Origin of the sequence: Pseudomonas sp. yb_5, assembly GCF_043103865.1 — a bacterium.
Lineage (GTDB): Bacteria > Pseudomonadota > Gammaproteobacteria > Pseudomonadales > Pseudomonadaceae > Aquipseudomonas > Aquipseudomonas putida_Y.
This window is the reverse complement of the sequence record NZ_JBICKE010000140.1, coordinates 1-18,448: the sequence shown is the minus strand read 5'-3', so window position 1 is coordinate 18,448 and position 18,448 is coordinate 1. Positions and strand designations below refer to the sequence as shown.

At 49.3% G+C, this 18,448-nt stretch carries 15 protein-coding genes; 11 read left to right on the top strand and 4 right to left on the bottom strand.

The window, feature by feature from the left end; translation table 11 throughout:
- The first annotated feature begins 296 nt into the window (after positions 1–296).
- Positions 297–572, top strand: coding sequence for a DUF3077 domain-containing protein (locus tag ACF8GF_RS24785; RefSeq protein ID WP_176685649.1), 276 nt, complete (start codon positions 297–299; stop codon positions 570–572).
- Between the two features lie 203 nt (positions 573–775).
- Here ACF8GF_RS24785 and ACF8GF_RS24780 read toward each other — a convergent pair whose 3' ends face one another.
- Positions 776–1,579 (bottom strand): hypothetical protein, encoded by an 804-nt coding sequence (locus tag ACF8GF_RS24780; protein ID WP_339444528.1) that lies wholly within the window; start codon positions 1,577–1,579, stop codon positions 776–778.
- Positions 1,580–2,369: 790 nt separating this feature from the next.
- Between ACF8GF_RS24780 and ACF8GF_RS24775 the strand changes: the two genes are divergently transcribed.
- Genes ACF8GF_RS24775 through ACF8GF_RS24760 form a run of 4 tightly spaced genes read left to right on the top strand, consistent with a single transcriptional unit; the run spans position 2,370 to position 6,068 of the window.
- Positions 2,370–3,161, top strand: a complete 792-nt coding sequence (locus tag ACF8GF_RS24775; RefSeq protein WP_179052354.1) for an ABC transporter permease — start codon at positions 2,370–2,372, stop codon at positions 3,159–3,161.
- 13 nt (positions 3,162–3,174) lie between these two features.
- Positions 3,175–3,828 carry an ABC transporter ATP-binding protein gene (locus ACF8GF_RS24770; protein WP_047605250.1) on the top strand — a complete coding sequence of 218 codons (654 nt, stop codon included), beginning with the start codon at positions 3,175–3,177 and terminating at the stop codon, positions 3,826–3,828.
- Positions 3,829–3,880: 52 nt separating this feature from the next.
- Complete coding sequence (locus tag ACF8GF_RS24765) at positions 3,881–4,987, top strand: ABC transporter permease (protein WP_252458421.1); 1,107 nt, start codon at positions 3,881–3,883, stop codon at positions 4,985–4,987.
- Positions 4,980–6,068, top strand: a complete 1,089-nt coding sequence (locus ACF8GF_RS24760; protein ID WP_392487612.1) for a polysaccharide biosynthesis/export family protein — start codon at positions 4,980–4,982, stop codon at positions 6,066–6,068. The genes ACF8GF_RS24765 and ACF8GF_RS24760 overlap by 8 nt, the downstream gene beginning before the upstream one ends.
- Positions 6,069–6,265: 197 nt before the next feature.
- Here the strand turns inward: ACF8GF_RS24760 and ACF8GF_RS24755 are convergent, their stop codons facing one another.
- Together ACF8GF_RS24755 and ACF8GF_RS24750 are read right to left on the bottom strand one after the other, a co-directional pair.
- Positions 6,266–7,399, bottom strand: a complete 1,134-nt coding sequence (locus tag ACF8GF_RS24755; protein ID WP_392487611.1) for a hypothetical protein — start codon at positions 7,397–7,399, stop codon at positions 6,266–6,268.
- A gap of 88 nt (positions 7,400–7,487) precedes the next feature.
- The gene (locus tag ACF8GF_RS24750) at positions 7,488–8,549 is read right to left on the bottom strand and encodes a right-handed parallel beta-helix repeat-containing protein (protein WP_392487610.1); all 1,062 of its coding nucleotides are present in this window, start codon (positions 8,547–8,549) and stop codon (positions 7,488–7,490) included.
- A gap of 675 nt (positions 8,550–9,224) precedes the next feature.
- Here ACF8GF_RS24750 and ACF8GF_RS24745 point away from each other — a divergent pair.
- The 6 genes from ACF8GF_RS24745 to kdsB all read left to right on the top strand — a co-directional run bounded on the left by ACF8GF_RS24745 (position 9,225) and on the right by kdsB (position 16,324).
- Positions 9,225–10,160, top strand: coding sequence for a CatB-related O-acetyltransferase (locus ACF8GF_RS24745; RefSeq protein ID WP_392487609.1), 936 nt, complete (start codon positions 9,225–9,227; stop codon positions 10,158–10,160).
- Positions 10,161–10,318: 158 nt separating this feature from the next.
- Positions 10,319–10,714, top strand: a complete 396-nt coding sequence (locus tag ACF8GF_RS24740) for a pantoate--beta-alanine ligase (protein WP_392487608.1) — start codon at positions 10,319–10,321, stop codon at positions 10,712–10,714.
- On the top strand, positions 10,707–11,840 hold the full coding sequence (locus ACF8GF_RS24735; protein ID WP_392487607.1) for a CDP-glycerol glycerophosphotransferase family protein: 1,134 nt from the start codon (positions 10,707–10,709) through the stop codon (positions 11,838–11,840). The genes ACF8GF_RS24740 and ACF8GF_RS24735 overlap by 8 nt, the downstream gene beginning before the upstream one ends.
- Before the next feature lie 95 nt (positions 11,841–11,935).
- Positions 11,936–14,083 (top strand): capsule biosynthesis protein, encoded by a 2,148-nt coding sequence (locus tag ACF8GF_RS24730; RefSeq protein WP_392487606.1) that lies wholly within the window; start codon positions 11,936–11,938, stop codon positions 14,081–14,083.
- Between the two features lie 86 nt (positions 14,084–14,169).
- Entirely contained in the window at positions 14,170–15,012 is an 843-nt protein-coding gene (kdsA, locus tag ACF8GF_RS24725; RefSeq protein WP_392487605.1) for a 3-deoxy-8-phosphooctulonate synthase, read from the top strand.
- Between the two features lie 25 nt (positions 15,013–15,037).
- Positions 15,038–16,324, top strand: a complete 1,287-nt coding sequence (gene kdsB, locus ACF8GF_RS24720; protein ID WP_392487604.1) for a 3-deoxy-manno-octulosonate cytidylyltransferase — start codon at positions 15,038–15,040, stop codon at positions 16,322–16,324.
- Positions 16,325–16,614: 290 nt separating this feature from the next.
- Here kdsB and ACF8GF_RS24715 read toward each other — a convergent pair whose 3' ends face one another.
- Positions 16,615–18,288 carry a glycosyltransferase gene (locus tag ACF8GF_RS24715; protein ID WP_392487603.1) on the bottom strand — a complete coding sequence of 558 codons (1,674 nt, stop codon included), beginning with the start codon at positions 18,286–18,288 and terminating at the stop codon, positions 16,615–16,617.
- Between the last annotated feature and the right edge of the window lie 160 nt (positions 18,289–18,448).

The following is an 18,448-nucleotide window of genomic DNA, read 5'->3' as shown; positions in this document are numbered from 1 at the left end:
CCCTGCCCCACCCCTTCAGCTCGGACAACCAAGCGAACTATCCTACGCGCCAGTCAGAAGCAGCTGAATTGTCGAGGAAATGCCTCAGGGATAACGTCACCGGGTCGCCATGTTGGTGACCGGGTGTGAGAACCCGTTGCGCACTGCTGCTCTACTGTTCAATGGCAGCCATTCGCGGGCAAGCTTCGGCTTGGCCGGTTTCAGTGCATCGGTTTCTCACCCCGCGCAATGGCTGCCACCTTTGTCCGTGAGAAAGATCGAGGTGGTGGGTTCTGTCAACGCACTGGGTTCTCACCATGAAAAACCACAACCAATCCCCCCTCCTCACCGCAGGCATCGAAACCTTCCTCGAAGCCGGCAACCCCACCCTGAACCTGCTCCGCGTCCAACCCGGCGTCCCCATCGATGACGCCTATGAACACGTCTCGGTCCTGCTGGGCTATTGCAAGCACTTGGTACGCGAAGGCGATATGGAAGACGACCACAAGATGCTGGGCGCAGCGGATTACCTGCTGGCCACCGCAAAAGCCCTGATGAACGACATCGAGATTGCGAAGAACAGGCATCCCTGAAGGGTATGACGCGAGACCAGGCGAGGCTATGCCTCGCTTGCAGTCAGATGGAATGGGCAATATCAGGCAAGACCTGCCGAGGGCAGGCCACTGAGCTGAACAAGCCCACACTGTGGGAGCGGGCGTGCCCGCGAACACCGGCACAGCCGGTGCCATCCCCAACAATCCCGCAAAGAATCAGAGCCCCCTTCCAGCCCCACCCCTCAAATCAACGTGCGCGGATAAACACTGATAAACGCCGAAATGGCAATCGCATCCCCATCATCCACCTTCACCCGGGGGCTCTGCCCCGAGCGTTTGATATCCGAAGCAAAATCAGCGGCCTTGAACGCCTGCTCAAGCTCGTCACTGCCGACCCCGCCATAAACGACCACCTGGGTACCGGTATTGTGCTTCTGCAGGGGCAACTGCTTGATCTGAACCTGCACACCCGCCTTGGTCAGCGCAACGGCAATTTCCTTGGCAAAGCGCACAGCCTCCTTGTCATCTTTGTGAATATTCAGCAGCACCACCGGTGCCAGCGTCTTAGCCTTCAGCTCGCCCGCCAATGCCTTGAATGCGTCATGCGCCTGCGGCGTCAGCGTTCTGGGCTTGAGGCTGGCTTCCAGCTTCAACCGCTCGGCCCTCTCGCGCTCCAGTTCGGCCCTGAGCGCGTCGTTCTGCTCAATGAGTTGCTCGATCTCCAGCCTGGCCTGCACGTCCGACTCGTGGACGACAGTAACCCCTTGCGCCCCCCGCGAAACGGGCACGTCGGCATGCTGGTTTTTTACATCCGAGGTCATATGGGCAATGATCATCGCACTGGCGGCGATCAGCGCAGCGATTACCGCAGTGGCAGAGGCTATGGCATGGATAAGGCTGGCTGCGTCTGCTGAAATATCAGGCATAAACAACTTCTTGAAGTTAGGGATGTTCATCGTTTCACGGTCAGGCAGGCGTGCCGGGCAGATGCCACGGTACGGGTATAAGTCAAGCCAGAAGGCTAGCGAGGCCTGGCAGAGTGCCATAATTTTGCGGATTTTGCTGCTAAGACATGGAGTTCGCGGCCAGTGTCGCAGGTTATCCTGCGTTTGATCCCTCCCCTCTGAAGCGGATAACCTGACCTCTGGGCCAGGGCTTCGCACTCAACGCAAGGGCAGAGCAGGGGTGAGTAGGATCGTTCTAACCCCGGAGGCATCTCCTCTCCCTGCTTAGAAGCAAAAATCTTGATTAAAAGCCGCAAGCATGCGGGCCCGCATCACCCGTCCAGCCCCAATCAGCGCTCTTCCAGTTCATGATCACCTGCCGCATTTGCTTGTTGTTTTTTTAGCTCTGCATCAAATAGCTCCTACCGCGCGTGCGGCTTCGGCCGATTGTGAGATGTGCATATACCGCTCCAACGCATCACGAACACGAAAAACATCCCTATTACGGCTGACATACCAATGACCAAGACAGATACGACAAAGGCGTAACCTGAAAACCTTTGAGACTGTCCTTATCTGATTCACTAACTACCAACGACTACAGCGTTGAGCTCGAACGAAATCATCTGCCAAGGTTGCTGGGCACGCTCAAGCCAGAATCGGATGCAGGAGTCGAGGTACATTGTCCAGCATGTGATCGACGAACGGCAGCAAGCCTTCACAGAGATTCGGCCCGCCTCGCTTGACGCTTATGCCCTCTGACGCTTAATCTTCCGCCCCTTAGAACAGGGAAGTATTCGGAAGACTCCGCTCGCAGTCGCAACAGCGCTCCTTTCCTGAAGATGAATTCCGGCGTGCCACAGGCGCGCTGCTTTGCTTTGCGGTTGCCACTTTGAAGCCTCGTTCCCCGCTGCAGATTCAGAAATCGGTCATCTTCGCCCTAGTCCTGCGCGAGGCCCGTGCGCGGGTTGGAAAAAGTCGCCTGGGCGCGCTCTGGATGCTGCTTGAGCCCATCGTTCACCTGCTGGTGTTCTCCCTTCTGTTTGCAATGCTACGTGGCCGCACCCTCTCCGGCGTCGAGTACCCGGTGTTCATCCTGGTCGGCATGGCCCCTTTCCTGCTCTATCGAAATACCGCCCTCCGGCTCATGGATAGCCTGAGGGAAAACCGCTCCTTGTTTGGTTACAAGCAAATCAAGCCACTGGACACCTACCTGGCCCGCGTCATTGTCGAAACCTGCATCGCAGCCACGGTTTACGCCATCCTGGTCTTCGGCTTTGCGTGGTATGGCTTCGACATGTCCATTCACAGCCCTCTTGAGTGGGTTGCGACCCTGCTACTCGGCCTGCTATTTGCCTTTAGCCTGGGCATGCTCCTTGCACTGATAACCCACGCCCTTCCCAGCGTGAAAATCGTCATTCGCATGGCCTTCTTCCCACTCTATTTCATCTCGGGCGTGCTGCTTCCAGCCTCTTACCTGCCGCAGGCAATGATGCCAGTGCTGCTGCTCAACCCGTTCCTGCACATTCTCGAACTGATCCGTGCAGAAGTACTGCCCCATTACACCCCGGTCGACGGTGTATCCGAGACCTACGTCATCAGCTTTACCCTGGTATTGCTGTTCCTGTCGCTGGGCGCCTACCGCGCTCGCAGGATGCACCTGATTTCCACCAAGAACGGTTAAGTACAGGCCAAACGTGTTCGAGCTCAGAAACGTCACCAAGTCGTACCTCACGCCGAATGGCCGCCGATACGTCTTTCGCAACCTGTCGCTGGCAATCCCGCCAGGCAAGAACATTGGCTTGATCGGCCGCAATGGCGCCGGCAAGTCCACGCTCATGCGCCTGCTTGGCGGCGCAGACGTTCCCGACTCCGGCACAATCATTACCGACCGCAGCATTTCATGGCCGGTCGGTTTGACAGGCGGCTTTCAGGGCAGCATGACCGGGCGCGACAATATCAAGTTCGTCTGCCGAGTCTATGGCGCTACGGGCGAAGCCATGCGCGAGAAGATCCGCTACGTGCAGGAATTCGCAGAGATCGGTGACTGGATCGACGAGCCAATCAAGACCTACTCCTCCGGCATGCGCTCTCGCGTAGCGTTTGGTTTGAGCATGGCCTTCGACTTCGACTACTACCTGATCGACGAAGTGATGTCGGTGGGCGATGCACAGTTCAAGCGCAAGTGCGCCGAAGTGTTCAAAGACAAGCTGCAGAAATCCAACGTCGTACTGGTCTCTCACTCCATGCCCGAGATCGAGAAGCTATGCGATGTGGTGCTGCTGGTTCGTAACGGCGGCATCCAGGTGTATGACGACGTTGCCGAAGGCATCAAGGCCTACAACAGCTGATCAACCTACTCCAATTACGCAGCACCGTTCGACTTCAAGGATGCATCCAACTATGAGCAGCACAGGTAACAAGAAGGGCTGGCGCCTGGCGATCGCCATGGTGGTCTTGCCAATGATCCTGGCAAGCGTCTATTACGGCGTATTTGCCATAGACCGCTTCGTCAGCTCCGCCCAAGTGGTGGTACGCCAGGATGGCGGTAATCAGGGCGCTCAGATGCCCGGCCTTGCAACCTTACTGACCAGCGCCAACCCGGCATCGCGAGAAGAAACCCTGTACCTGCGCGAATACATCACGTCGACGGACATGATGCTTCTGCTTGAGGACCGCCTGCACTGGGTGGAGCAGTACGCAGCCCAACGTCGCGACGTATTCTTCTGGCTCAACAAGGACGCAGCTCGCGAAGACCTGCTGAAGTACTACCAGCGTATGGTTTCGGCCCACTACGACGAAACGACCGGCCTGCTGCGCGTCGAAGTCCAGGCGTTCACACCGGAACTGTCCGAGAAAATGCTGCGCGTCATCCTTCAGGCAAGCGAGCACTTCGTCAACGAAGTCAGCCACAGAATTGCCCGCGAGCAAATGAAGTTCGCCCAAGGGGAACTGGAAACCGCGCGCATCAACTACGCCACACGCAAAACCCAGCTTCTGAACTTCCAGAATGAGAACAAGGTACTGGACGGTGGCAACAGCGCACAAAGCCGCGCCACAATCATCGCCGACCTTGAGAGCCAGTACACCAAAGAGCAAGCAGCCCTCACCGAGATGTCGTTCAAGCTGCGCGGTGATGCCCCGCAAATCCGTCAGCAAAAGCAGAAAGTCGAAGCGATCACCCAGCAGTTGGCCAAAGAAAAACGCCTGCTGGTATCGTCCCCTAACGGCTCGCAGCTGAACGTGGTTGCATCGCGCTTCCAGCAACTGACACTGGATGCCGGCATTGCTGAAGAAACGTATAAAGCCTCTGTGGCCGCACTGGACAATGCACGCGTCGAAGCCAGCAAGAAAATTCGCACCCTGGTGACCGTAGTTAGCCCCAACACCCCCCAATTAGCACTGTATCCGGAGCGTTGGTACAACCTGGCAACCATTTTGCTGGGCCTGCTGATGCTTTATGGCATCACCCGATTCATTCTGGCTTCGATCGAGGATCATCGTGATTAAATCCCTTGCTGTCTCTCGCACCTTCAACCTGAAGCTGGCAGCACTCGCCCTGGCAACCCTGGGCCTCGCCGGCTGCAGCGGCACACTGTCCGGCGCTGGGCCGTACAAGGGTGCGATCGAGGCAAAAACCGACGCTTACAACCTGGTCGACATCAACGCCAAAACCATCGCCCCTTACATGCACGAGGCTCAACAGCCCGCATTGGCCACGGTGATTAAACCTGTGTCGCCAGAAGTTCGCCTGATGCAGGGCGACGTGCTCAATGTGCTGATCGCCGATACCGCACCCGAGGGCTCCGCACTGTTTGCCCCGCTTGCTACCGGCGGCACTCAACTGAAGACGCGCATCGATGCTCAAGGCATGCTCTCGCTGCCTTACGTGGGCCGCCAATTTGTTGCAGGCATGACCCTGAACCAGGTTGAAAACCTTATCCGCCGACAACTCAAGGGCATCACCACCGACGTGCAAACCCACGTTGAACTGGTAGGCGACCTGTCGGGCTCGGTACTGGTGGCTGGCGCAGTAAAAACGCCAGGCCGTTTCAGCACTCTGCAAGGGCCACTCACCCTGCTTGACGCCATCAACCAGGCAGGCGGCCCCGTCATGGAACCGCACCTGGTTAACGTCACCGTACGCAATGGCACCCAGGTACAACAGCTTAACTATGAGAACGTGCTGGCCGGCAACAACATGGTGCTGCGCCCTAACTCGGAGGTTGTGGTTGACCGCGCCCGTCAGCGCTTTGTTGCCATGGGCGCCGTCAGCGAGCCAGGCCTGAAAGACCTGCCAAGCCAGAACACCACCTTGCTGGATGCACTGGGTAGCGTCGGCGGCCTGCGCGAGCAGAATGCCAACCCTGAAGGTGTATTCGTGTTCCGCATGAACGAAGGCTCGACTACAAAGCCGACCGTACTTCGCCTGAACATGCGTGATCCTGCTGCAATCTTCTATGCCAAGCAAATTGCCATCAAACCTGACGACACTATTTATGTAACTAATGCTGCAGTGTACGAGTGGCAGAAGATCATTACACCAATTGTCCAGACTATGGTACTGGGACGCGCCGCCGGAGTTAACTAAAAACAATCCCCCGCCACAGCGCGGGGGATTCAATACCCTAGCACCACACCTCATCAAAGACTAAAAACTAGCAGCACTTTACACACATAACCTCCAACAACAACACCATAAGCCTTCCTAGCTTTAGAACCCCCGCACCAAACCAACAATACGGGGATATTCAGGACTGCGCACTAATTATTCAAACCCAAAGAAAATCAGGCCGCAAGCCTTTCAATTCTCGTCGCTATTTTTTCTCTATCCCCCCCATTTTCCAAAGAAGCATCTAGGTACTTTCTCGCCAAATCTATATTACCTTCTGCCGCATAAACATCCGACAACATCATCAAGACGACATGCGAGTTAGGGTTAGACTTTAAGTACGCAATAAAATGCACCTTGGCATATGAGTTCTGATTGTTTAACATCAGCGCCCGACCTAAACGATAGCGCGCACCAATATAATGAGGCGCCGACCCCACGGACATAAGAAGATACTTTAATGCCTCGGCAAACTTCTTTCGCTCCAGCAAACTAGTGCCCATCATATAATTTGAATACTCATGCCTGGCATCCAGGCTAAGTGCGCGCTCGGCTTCCAACTCAACGGTCACCCAATCCTTCTCTCGAAATGCCAAAAATGTCTTGTGCAAAGCCCTAACTAAAGATGGATTATTGACAGATGCCCCGGCCTCAGCAATCTCAGGCAAAGCGACCCCGTCCGCCCAGTCCCTAACAAATTCAACTAAACCATAATGCTCTTTGATAAAGGGAGCACCGCCATGACCAACACCTGTCAATGTCAAGGTTTTCACATTCTCAAGATCACAAACATGGCTGGCCGCAACCAAATCCAACGCATCACACTCACCAGCAATTTGCAGAATTTGGACCGACGAGGACTGTATGAGTGGTCGCAAATCCGAAAAAGCAACGCGAATATCTTTGGGCATACGCTTCTGGCTTCGACTGCCAGTAATTTTTAACCTCGTGTCGTAACCGAAGGCCATAACCTTGGCGCCTAATTCGGTGCCATACAAAACAGCACCATACCCTCCCATGCTTACACCAACAAAGAACACCTCTTCCACCTGTAGATGCTGAACTAAATCTTTCAGGCACCTTACAGTTCCCTCATGACTATCACCGAATCCTGGGATTCCTTGCTGATACCATTCATTACGTCCATTATTCAAAAACAGAAGATGAGAGGACTGAGCATTCCCTACATGCCAAAAATCAAATTTGCCGTCAGTCTTATCTGTACCCGCCAAAAAAACCATTAGCCTTTTTGAGCCCGGACGCTCCACGATCTTGAAATGCCTTCCCTCGACCAGCGATGAATCAAACATAAAACATAAACCTATAACAGATATTTTAAAGAGCAAAATAGGCTAAAAGAGAGACAAAAGCAACAACACTGCACTAGCATAACCCCTACTATTGGCACGCAGCCGAAGAGTTAGCCTCAAACGTGTTCCCGATCGTCACCACCCCATCCGGCTTCGCTCTATCCCGGAAAGGCTCCTCAATGGCACTCGAAACTATTTTACCAAACTTATTTCGCGCAACGTAATTATTATCCCCCTCAACCCTAACAGGAACCCTTACATCACAAAACTCATTTAACTCAATAAAATTATTGTTTGCAAAATCCTTGTAAAAACGACCTTGATCGTCAACTGCAGGATCACCACAACCCCACTTACTTAGGTCACGACTCTGGCGCGACGCAACCCATACACCCACCGGCTGCGAACGAAAAATATTATTAATTATTCTATTATGATCACTGGATTGCCACCGCAACACCGACTTACCCGATTTGAAATTTTCACCACAGTTCTTATAGAGAAAAACCCCACCAGCACCGTTCCCGTAAAAAACATTTCCCTTAATCAAATTATTAGCAGACGAGTCTATGGCCACCCCCTCCCTGCGCCCAGACACTCCATTCTCAATTATTTTATTACCTAAAATGCTAATACCTTTTGAGCCCTGCTCTAAATAAACACCGACCTTATCCGCCCCCCGAACAACTGAATTCTTCAATACCGAGTCAGCAACATAACTATCGAAGTACACCCCTCCTCGACCACCAGCAACGCTGACATTATCAATAACTATATTTTCCGGTGAGACGCTATAATTTTTCTCGATATCCTTCGATAACGACCACTTAGGAATTCCGGAAGTTACATCTATCCCTCGACCAACAAAATTCACAAGGCGACAATTACGAATAACGACATTACTAATTTTTTTTCCACGCCCATTGATCTGAATCCCCGTCTTTAGCGCTCCCCCTCCATCCAAAGTACCCCCCAAACAATCAAGGACGGTATCGCTATCCGAAATAACAATTGACGCGTTATAGACACAATTGGATTCCAGGCGAACATTTCCGGAAAAGCTACTAGGGAGATTGCACTCGACAGCCCCAGCGACCGACGAACCCACCATCATAGATAATGAAATAACCAGAAGGAAATACAGACGCATGAATAACCTACCCATCTACTTGCGTGGCCATAAATTTAGCAGCCCCGCCCCATCAGCGCCAGCACCCCTAAGCAAGCCCCCCTACCTAAGCTCAACTGCGAGGTGCTGAATCCACCCCCACAGCGAACCAAGACAAACCACCAGAACAACAAGCCCAATACCGACAAGTATCCACGCCATGCTTGCCATACGCCCCCATAGAAATCCTGCAACCCTGCAACAAATCAAGTAGCGCATTTCTTTCTACGGAATTAGTGTTACGAAAACGTGTACCCGGACCACTCCTGGGAGTCAACTATTCACACTTATTACCCCGACGTTTTTTTGACGGCAATTTCAGGTCACCACTCCAAAAGTGAGATCAATATGATATCATCACAGAAATGCAACGGGAGGCTTATAGCCAAAAAAACCGGTGAAATACATCTAAAATCTGCGAAAAACCATGAAAAACATCGAATTCCGCACAAGCAAAAAACCTAAGTTATTTCAAGCTCAAGCACAACCAAAAGTAAATCGTCGTAACACTGACAGCTCGATGCAGAGCAAGTGCAAAGCCCATCAATTAATCTTGACAAAAACAACTTACAAAAATTATCATTTCGGGCTGTAGACAACCAGCTAAGTAGGTCATCTACCCTAGTCCACGCGCACCCCATACCATGGAAGACAGTCATGGAAGATAAGCTCATCTCAAAACTCGCTAGCGTATCCAGCGAGGCTGTTCTGCACCCGCCCGTCAGACTTTATGGCGCCGTAACCGTCAACGCGAAAGCTCAAATCGGCAAGTATACCTACATAGGCCGTGACGGTTACGTTGGGCGAGGAGCCATCATTGGTAACTACTGCTCGATTGCACGGAACGCTGAGATCAGCCCGATCAACCATCCGACCGACTACCTCAGCAGTCACCCATTCCAGTACAACACCAACCATTTTGGCGACCACCCTGAATACCGTACGCACTCTCGCGTGAAGGGGCCAAGTGCGAACCCTGCGGTCATTGGTCACGATGTATGGCTAGGTGCCGGCGTGATGATCTGTCAAGGCGTTACAGTCGGTACTGGCGCAGTTGTAGCAGGTGGGGCAGTCGTTACTAAGGACGTTCCGCCGTACGCTATTGTTGCCGGCGTACCAGCAAAAGTCATTAGATATCGCTTTGACGAAGGTACGATTGATAGATTGCTGAACAGCAAGTGGTGGGAGCTTGAACCTAAAGACATGATTGATGTTGACTTCCAAAACATCCCAGACGCTTTAGATAGAATCAGCTCCACCAAGCTTAAGATGGGCCTGGAAAACCGCAATGCACTTGCAGGCGTGATTACCAATGCTGCCAGCGGCACAAGCTCAGGGATTGTATGGTTTACAACTCCCACCGCCTATGCAGATATGACTGCTCTTGAACGCTATACAAGCATTGAAGTTATTAATCACGCACAAGGCCCCGGAGATGACTCTCCAGTAGTTGCGCCTGGTGTATATAAAATCAGCTCAGCGACATTCGACGCCAAGCGCGGCTGGTACCGGTTGACGTTTATGGACGGCACCAACCCTTTTAAAGGAAAAATCTTCAAGAATCGATTTACCTTTAGGCTTGGCACGGACTAAATAAATTCAGCTATACCAGCGATAGTTTACGGCTTCGAGATCGAAGCCGTGCTGTCATTTGAGGGGGCGTATAGTGGTCCAGATTTTTCTTGCTAACTGCCATATATAGCGATCCCCCATATCGCCTTGCATCAAAACCACTAATGATAGGGATAGTTATGAGAACGGTAATCACCTTTGGAACTTTCGACGTGCTACATATCGGCCACGTACGAATTCTTCAACGCGCTCGCGAGCAAGGTGACAGGCTGATAGTTGGCGTATCTTCTGACGCACTTAATTACTCCAAAAAACAGCGCAACCCCGTTTATCCAGAAGCCGAACGTCGCGACATCATCGCTTCGTTGGCTTGCGTTGATCAAGTATTTCTTGAAGAGTCGCTTGAGCTCAAGGGTGAGTACATCAAAGAATTCCGGGCCGACGTCCTTGTAATGGGAAACGACTGGGAAGGTAGATTTGATGAGTTTAAATCGCTCTGTGAAGTTATATACCTCCCCCGCACAGACGGTATCTCCACTACCCAGTTGATCGCAGAGATCAAAAAATATGGATAAACTACCAAGAGTAGGCTTCGTCGGCTGGAACCCTTTTCAGTTTCTTCATATACAGAAGCTAGCCAGCACTTTTCCTGGCGCATGCTTCGTCATTGAAAAGCGCAAAGACTTCATCGAAGAGTTTAGTGAAGAGGTTTTGAAAAACCCTTCCACCCCTATTATGGTGTGGGATCGGGCGAAAATGCCTACTCTTGATGGAGTTTTTGACATTATCGTCTGTCAAACTCCGTTTTCTCGTATTGAGACATTCGAAAAATCAAAAATCGCAATGATTCAGTATGGTTACGCTAAGGAGCCTCATAATTATGGTCCTTGGCGTGCGTTTGCCGATGTCTGCTTAACTTATGGTCCATATGCCGCGGATCGTATTGATTACTTTAGCCCCACCGCCGCAGTTGGCAACCCTCGCTATGATGACTGGCACAAAAATGAATTTCACGAGCGCGCCAAACTGAAACATGGGCATAAGCTTGACGTGAAGAGAAAGACGGTCCTATATCTACCAACCTGGGGTGATCTTTCTAGCGTCGATCAATATCTAGAAGCGATTTACAACTTATCGGAGAACTTTAACGTTCTCACTAAAATGCACCATAACACTCAGTTGTTAGAAGCAGGTCGAAAGGAAAAAATTGCTACCGGAAATATTTGTCATTTCGGCGCTAATGACGATCTCCTGGAGTTACTTTCGATCTCCGACATTGTAATTTCTGATTACAGCGGTGCAATTTTTGATGCAATGTATTGCAAAAAACCAATCGCACTCCTCGAGGCTGACCTAGAGGACCAGATAGGTGGAAAGAAGATTGATGACTATAGCTTGGAGTATTCACGCCGCGATGAACTCGGTCTGCGCATCCAATCTCCAGAACTATTAGAGGCGGGCATCATAGAACTGGCCCGCAACCCAAGTAAATACATAGCCGGATATGAGTCGCTGTGGAGCGAGCTATTTATCCCAACACAGGACTCATTAAGTTTAGCTCACAATGCATTAGTCAAACTTTGGAAAGGTGAATTTGTACCTAGCCAACCTCAAACCTATGTACGAAAAGAGCTTAAAGAATTTTACTCCACAAAGCGACAGCTGGCCATTGCTAAGAAAAAGCAGAGCGCAGGAAAATAATGCTATCTATACAGCGACACTTAATTGTCAAAACAATATTTCTGTTATCGAAATTAGGCGCGCACCGAGCAAGCGTAGCATGTAGTGACAGATTATTGAAGCTCAATGTATCGTTAAGCCAGCTGAAAACAGCGGTAGCTTCAGCTCATGCGCGAAACGATCACGCCATGGTCTTGCGTTTTGCTAGCTACGCCATCGAAAAATTCCCCACAAATTCATTTGGCTATCTTGAGAAAGCTAGGGCACTTAACGTCCAAGGACAAGCAGAAGAGGCAGTCGAGATACTTAAAACGGCTCCATCCTGCGGCCCTATTTCCGAAGCGCTCCGGTCGTACCGACTGACGCCATCTCGAAAACCAAAAAACATAGCTTTTAAACCTAAAGTTCAATTGAGCGAAAAGGATCTAGAGCAGTCACTGCTTATGGCTGGTAATGACGCATCCTGGCTCAATATAATTGCAGAGCAAGCAGACACTGCGATTAAAAGCGATCCCTCCAATGAAAACAACTTTAAAATTCTTACGCGCGCTTATCATCAACTTAACTTAAATGAAAAGCTGATTGAGGCAATTCAATCTTTTCCAGAAAATATTTCGTCACAGCTCAATTATAGAATGATGCTGGCGAAAGCTTACCAAACATCTCGCGATCAGGTAGCGGCATACGAGGTCCTGTTGTCCTCACAGATCGAGCATCCATCAGAACGGATGTTAATGACCCGTATCAGCGATATCTTGCGTGATGACGCACAAACTGCCCGAGCGTACTCCTACCTGTGCGCTAGTCAGGCGTTGTATCCGGCATATGGATCAGTAAAGCGGTTATCATTTGAGATCGACCATGCTCTGTATGATCAAGCCCGGGAGACACTTTTAGGAATTCTGGATTTTCCTCAAGAAGTCCTGATGAAGTTTATGCCGATGATCAACCGAGCAACTCCTTTCTTCGCTGATCTTGCTAATGAATTAAGAACTGCAAGGGGCCAAGCAAGAGTATTACTCTCTGCTGAAAGTGGACGAAAGGGAATAAAGCCTGACGACCAACTAAAGGTTGCCGTGAAGTGCCGTTGGATCAACGAAGCAGAAGAGATTATAAAACGCAACAAGAACGGAAAACAGCCGGTAAGCGCTAGTAACAAAGCATGGCTGGATAACGTAAAAGATCAAATCAGAGCAATTCGTCCACTGGTAGAAATGGCCAACACGAATGAGATCTCTCCACATCTTTACGGCCTAAAGAATGGGGCAATGGTCGATATTAACATTAGCAAAATTGACTTATCCAAAACTGTTGAGATCTTCATACCCACAGTCTTTTTTGCAGCGCCAAATGAGATAAAGCCCAGTTATGCAACTGTGCGTGAATTCCTAGGTAATGTCTATGACTACCTAATGAACAGAACTGATCTGACATTAGTGCCCCGACATCAATGGAACTGGCGAAATTGCGACCCTCGTATCCCAGGCGCGCGGGTTGTCAGCTATCATACGAACGCTCCTTTCAGCACCAACCATTTACATATCCAAGAAGTTCCTCTTGCAGGGCGCTGCAGCATTGATCATCAAGGGTTTGCTGGCTATTCATCGTTAGCCACGATGCATACTCCCATTGTGCAAGCTTCCGATCACTGCTCGGAAGCTCTGCTTTTGAAAAACCAACGTGAACTTTACGAAACATATGTAGAAAATAACATTTCAAAATACTCCCAGACTATTGAGCGCGTACAATTTGAAGGGGACTATGTTTTCGTAGCCTTACAAATTCCTACTGACACTGTCGCAGCACTGGCATATGTGACGGGCGCAGAGCTCGTTCAAACTGTTGCCGACCACTATCTACATAGCGGCGTCAAAGTTCGAGTTAAGCGCCATCCGTATTGCAACAGCATGACAGTTCAAAAGACACTGGACAAACTGGTGAAAGCAGGCGCTATCGAGATTTCCGACGCATCAGTACATGATTTAATTGCGAATGCAAAAACGGTATTTACAGTAAACTCCGGCGTAGGTTTAGAGGCCCTTTTACACCAAAAGCCCGTGGTTGTCACTGGGGACTGTGATTATTCCTATGCAGTTGCAGCACAGCCAAAGTCCATTGATGAATTGAAAGTCACACTTAACCAAAACCTTAAATTTGACAATTATCGAACTCAACAACTTCTGAACTATTATGTAAATAATTACTCCATGAGCAGCAGCAATAGAACTGCAATTCATAATCGCCTTAGAGAGTGGCTCATTTAAGTGAGAAAACTCTAAACATACTTCCCGCAAAAAATTTTGCAACTTCAATTTCTGGCATTCAAGCACATCAAGACAGAGACCCAACAATGATTAAGATTACTTCCACTATCGAGTGCTCCAATTCAAAGCCATTCGTCCTATTCGGTGGCATCAACGTCCTGGAGTCTGAAGAGCTTGCCTTAACTGCTTGCGCTGAGTATGTACGAGTTACTGAAAAACTAGGAATTCCGTACATCTTTAAAGCCAGCTTTGACAAAGCAAATCGTTCGTCGATTCACTCGTATCGCGGCCCAGGCCTTGAAAAAGGCCTCCGTATATTCGAAAAAATTAAATCTGAGTTCAATGTACCGATTATTACTGACGTTCATGAGATATATCAGGCCGCTCCACTTGCTGAGGTAGTTGATGTATTGCAGCTACCGGCATTCTTGGCTCGACAAACAGACTTGGTCACAGCATTGGCGAAAACCGGAAAGCCGGTTAACATTAAGAAACCTCAATTTCTGAGCCCGTCTCAGATGCAAAATATTGTGCATAAGTTCAAGGAAGCAGGGAACGATCAATTGATTCTTTGTGACCGCGGTACCTGCATGGGCTACGATAACCTTGTCGTGGATATGCTCGGGTTCGGCGTCATGAAAAAAACTTGTGATAATCTTCCGATTATTTTTGATGTAACGCACGCACTGCAGAACCGCGACCCATCGGGTGCTGCCTCTGGTGGTCGCCGAGAGCAAATAGTAGACCTTGCGCGAGCTGGCATGGGTGTCGGCCTTGCAGGTTTGTTCTTGGAAGCCCACCCAGATCCTGATCAAGCGAAGTGTGATGGCCCTAGCGCATTACCTCTTGATAAGCTGGAACCATTTCTTGCACAAATCAAATCTTTGGACGATTTGATTAAGTCATTCAAACCATTGATCATTTCTTAAGCCCTTAGGTACAAGGACTGTGTACATGGCCAACCCTGATCCACAGGTTGCTATCATCATTCCAGCCCGATACGGCTCTACACGCCTTCCTGGCAAGCCGCTCGCCGATATCGCAGGCAAACCAATGGTGCAGCATGTGTACGAGCGCGCGCTAGAAGTCGCTAATGTACAAAAAGTGGTGATTGCTACCGATGATGAGCGCGTTGCTGAAGCTGTTCGTGGCTTTGGCGGACAGTATGTAATGACCTCATCAGAGCATCCATCCGGTACTGATCGACTTACAGAAGTGATGAAGGAAGTCGACGCAGATATATACGTTAACCTCCAAGGTGACGAGCCACTAGTACGACCATTAGATATTGAGAAATTAGTAAATGGCATGCTAGTCGCACGCGATGTTCAGATCGGAACACTATGCCACCCAATTGATGCAAGTGAGGCACGCAACCCAAACACTGTAAAGGTCATTTTGGCGAATAACGGTAACGCACTGTATTTCAGTCGTTCACCTATTCCCTATGCTCGCGACAGTGAGGCAGCCGAATACCTTAAACATGTTGGCGTTTACGCCTACAGACGCAACGTACTGGCGGAATATTCCAGTTTACCTCAGCCAAAGATCGAGCATGCTGAAAAGCTGGAGCAGTTACGCCTGATGGCCGCGGGCTACTGCATTCGCGCATTCATAGTTGATCCTACTGGACCTGGCGTAGATACTCCCGAGTGCCTTGAGCAAGTCAAGGCAATAATGGAAGGTAAAACACCAGAACCTTTACCGACACTTGCAGATATTCGCTTAGTAATAACAGATGTGGACGGGGTATTAACGGATGGTGGCATCTATTACGATGCAACCGGAGAATGTCTCAAACGCTTCCATGTACGTGATGGCATGGGCATGAGATTACTAGAAGAAAACGGTATTAGAGTTGCCGTTTTGTCAGGGCGCGACTCTGAAACCCTTCGAAAGCGAGTAAGTGACCTCGGAGTAACTCTCTTTCAATTCGGTGTTAAGGATAAATTAGCAGCTTGTCAGCAATTGATTGCTGCAGCGGGCGTGACTCGCTTTCAAACAGCGTGTATAGGTGACGACTGTATAGATCTACCCGCATTTATGGCGTGCGCAACTTCCTTCGCCGTAGCAGATGCGCCTACTTATGTGAAAGCAGCAGCCACTCAAATCCTTTCTAAGGAAGGCGGTAGCGGAGCGTTTCGTGAGGTAGCTGACGCAATTCTCGTGGCGCAAGGAAAAGATGCAGTACTCGGTAGCGCTAACGCATATGCCAAAGTCATGTCAAAAATGGCTCAGTAACTGTTAAGCCCTATACTGTTAGCCGCGATATATTCTCCTTAAGAACAATGCTACACACAAGTGACTGGTGCATAAAGAACCAGTCACTTGGCATTCGCAAAAACGAACATCAAACTAACAAAAACATCCACGACTACCTCACCCCATCACTTCTAAAAACAGATCTACATCATACAATTATAATTACATCAAAAAAGCACAACTTCCCAAACATTTCTCACACACCTGAAAAGCCAACAGTCTAAACCGCAGTTTTTCAGCAATTCATTTGACGCCCCTTGCATCCCCACTCAGGAACTCAATCTGAATTCGATAGCTCCAGCCGGAACAACCCCTTCATATACAAAATCACCTTGACCCAATTTAATTGTTACACGGTTATTCTCATCAACTCCGCAACAACGCATATCATAAACACCAGCCTCAATAGAGCAAGATTTATTTTTGCACTTTTTCGTCCTGTCGACTCTAAGTATTTCCACTGCCCGATATCCATCAATATCATCGATCGACAAGGAAGCCAATATAATACCACCACCAATGCTTGAGTATTCATTGCGCATTTTTTTCGAGCGCTTAACTTGATTTACAACCCACTCGGGAGATATTAGATCACGAACCAAATCAAGCCATTTCTCAGCAATTATAGGTGACGAATAGTCTCGAGCAGTCAGCAAGCTTCCCTTAGACACCCTAGAAAATAGCTCATCATTACTAGCCAAAAGCAGTATTTTCTCAGCCATCTCCACCTCATTATTTACCAAATAGCCATTTGCGTCGTTTTTCACTATCTCCACTGGGCCGTAATTTGAAGCAAGCGAAATAACCGGACAGCCGAACGACATCGACTCCAGAATGCTAAGCCCAAAACCTTCAGATACGGATGCTGAAAGAGAGCATCTTGCCTCTGCAAAAATGGCAGAAACAGAACTTGAGTAACCTCTCAGGAATACATTATTTGAAACACCATTTATTTCTATAAGCTTTTTTAGTTCTTTTTCACGAGAACCATGCCCCCATATATCAAGATGAAGATCACCGCACACATCTAAGGCCAAACGAAATGCCCGGATTATCATGCCAATATTTTTTACAGCCTCCAACCGTGATACAACAACGAATCGCTTCGAGGTACGCGCCTCCGCGGCTGCCGGCACCAAACTTACAAAGTTAGAAATAACTCTAACATCCGTCAGCTCGATGAACTGCCTTTTGATATCAACCAATTGTGCCTTTGTCAAAAGCACTAACGAGTCAGCATAGCGAGCACACTCTAAAACCCTTCCACTTAAAGCGGCAACCGGACTTCCATATGTGAACGGATTAGAGAAATGATTGCCATGCAAGGTTAAAACCTTTCGAGCATTGGGCGCGGAAATCTTAGAAACAACCCCACACTTAGCTTGAGCATCTGCAATTAGCACACAAAACTCAGCAAAGCTCGAGACCTCATTTAACCAATAAACATAAGCCTCATCTCGCGTATTAAAGCTCACCAGCATACGCCCCTTAATATCAAGCTGCAAGTTTACAGCTTGACCATCCACCCCAATTAATTCACGAGCAAATATGCGCCCCTTACAATCAAAATACTCTGATAAGCGAAGACCTGTTAAGCCTATATATCTTGACCTCTTGAAAACAACACATCTTCTAGGGTGAACATACAACTCAGCAAACTCACCGGCCTTATCCTCATCACTAGAGATTAGCGCATAGTAGGAAAAGAAGTTAATAACCCCCACTGAGTGAAAGAGCCTTCCATCCTCACGAAGCTGCCTAACAGACTCGGGCAGCAATGGATCATAGTCAAGCGTTGCAATGAGGGAATGAAGCTCGCTCTCAGCCAGAATTTTTGCCCGAGACATAGCAACGCGGGTTACCCCCCCTGACTGAGCTGAAAGCTTATTTAAAACGGACAGCACCTGCACTTTGTGAGTACACTTCGAATAATCTTCAGACATTAGCTTCACCCATAACTGATTTAGCTAACTTTTATTATCGTCAAATTTGCACTCATTGAACAGTAGCTAAGTAAATCACCCCTGATTTCGTAGACACCTCCAAGCCTCACAATGACGCGCAAATAGGAGGCGCCATGAGTCCTCAGTATTACCCAAATAA

Bases quoted from the DNA above. Each gene is read 5' to 3' on its own strand.
- ACF8GF_RS24785 (WP_176685649.1), top strand. From the start codon at position 297: ATGAAAAACCACAACCAATCCCCCCTCCTCACCGCAGGCATCGAAACC.
- ACF8GF_RS24780 (WP_339444528.1), bottom strand. From the start codon at position 1,579: ATGGCACTCTGCCAGGCCTCGCTAGCCTTCTGGCTTGACTTATACCCG.
- ACF8GF_RS24765 (WP_252458421.1), top strand. From the start codon at position 3,881: ATGAGCAGCACAGGTAACAAGAAGGGCTGGCGCCTGGCGATCGCCATG.
- ACF8GF_RS24755 (WP_392487611.1), bottom strand. From the start codon at position 7,399: ATGTTTGATTCATCGCTGGTCGAGGGAAGGCATTTCAAGATCGTGGAG.
- ACF8GF_RS24750 (WP_392487610.1), bottom strand. From the start codon at position 8,549: ATGCGTCTGTATTTCCTTCTGGTTATTTCATTATCTATGATGGTGGGT.
- ACF8GF_RS24745 (WP_392487609.1), top strand. From the start codon at position 9,225: ATGGAAGATAAGCTCATCTCAAAACTCGCTAGCGTATCCAGCGAGGCT.
- ACF8GF_RS24740 (WP_392487608.1), top strand. From the start codon at position 10,319: ATGAGAACGGTAATCACCTTTGGAACTTTCGACGTGCTACATATCGGC.
- ACF8GF_RS24735 (WP_392487607.1), top strand. From the start codon at position 10,707: ATGGATAAACTACCAAGAGTAGGCTTCGTCGGCTGGAACCCTTTTCAG.
- kdsA (WP_392487605.1), top strand. From the start codon at position 14,170: ATGATTAAGATTACTTCCACTATCGAGTGCTCCAATTCAAAGCCATTC.
- kdsB (WP_392487604.1), top strand. From the start codon at position 15,038: ATGGCCAACCCTGATCCACAGGTTGCTATCATCATTCCAGCCCGATAC.
- ACF8GF_RS24715 (WP_392487603.1), bottom strand. From the start codon at position 18,288: ATGTCTGAAGATTATTCGAAGTGTACTCACAAAGTGCAGGTGCTGTCC.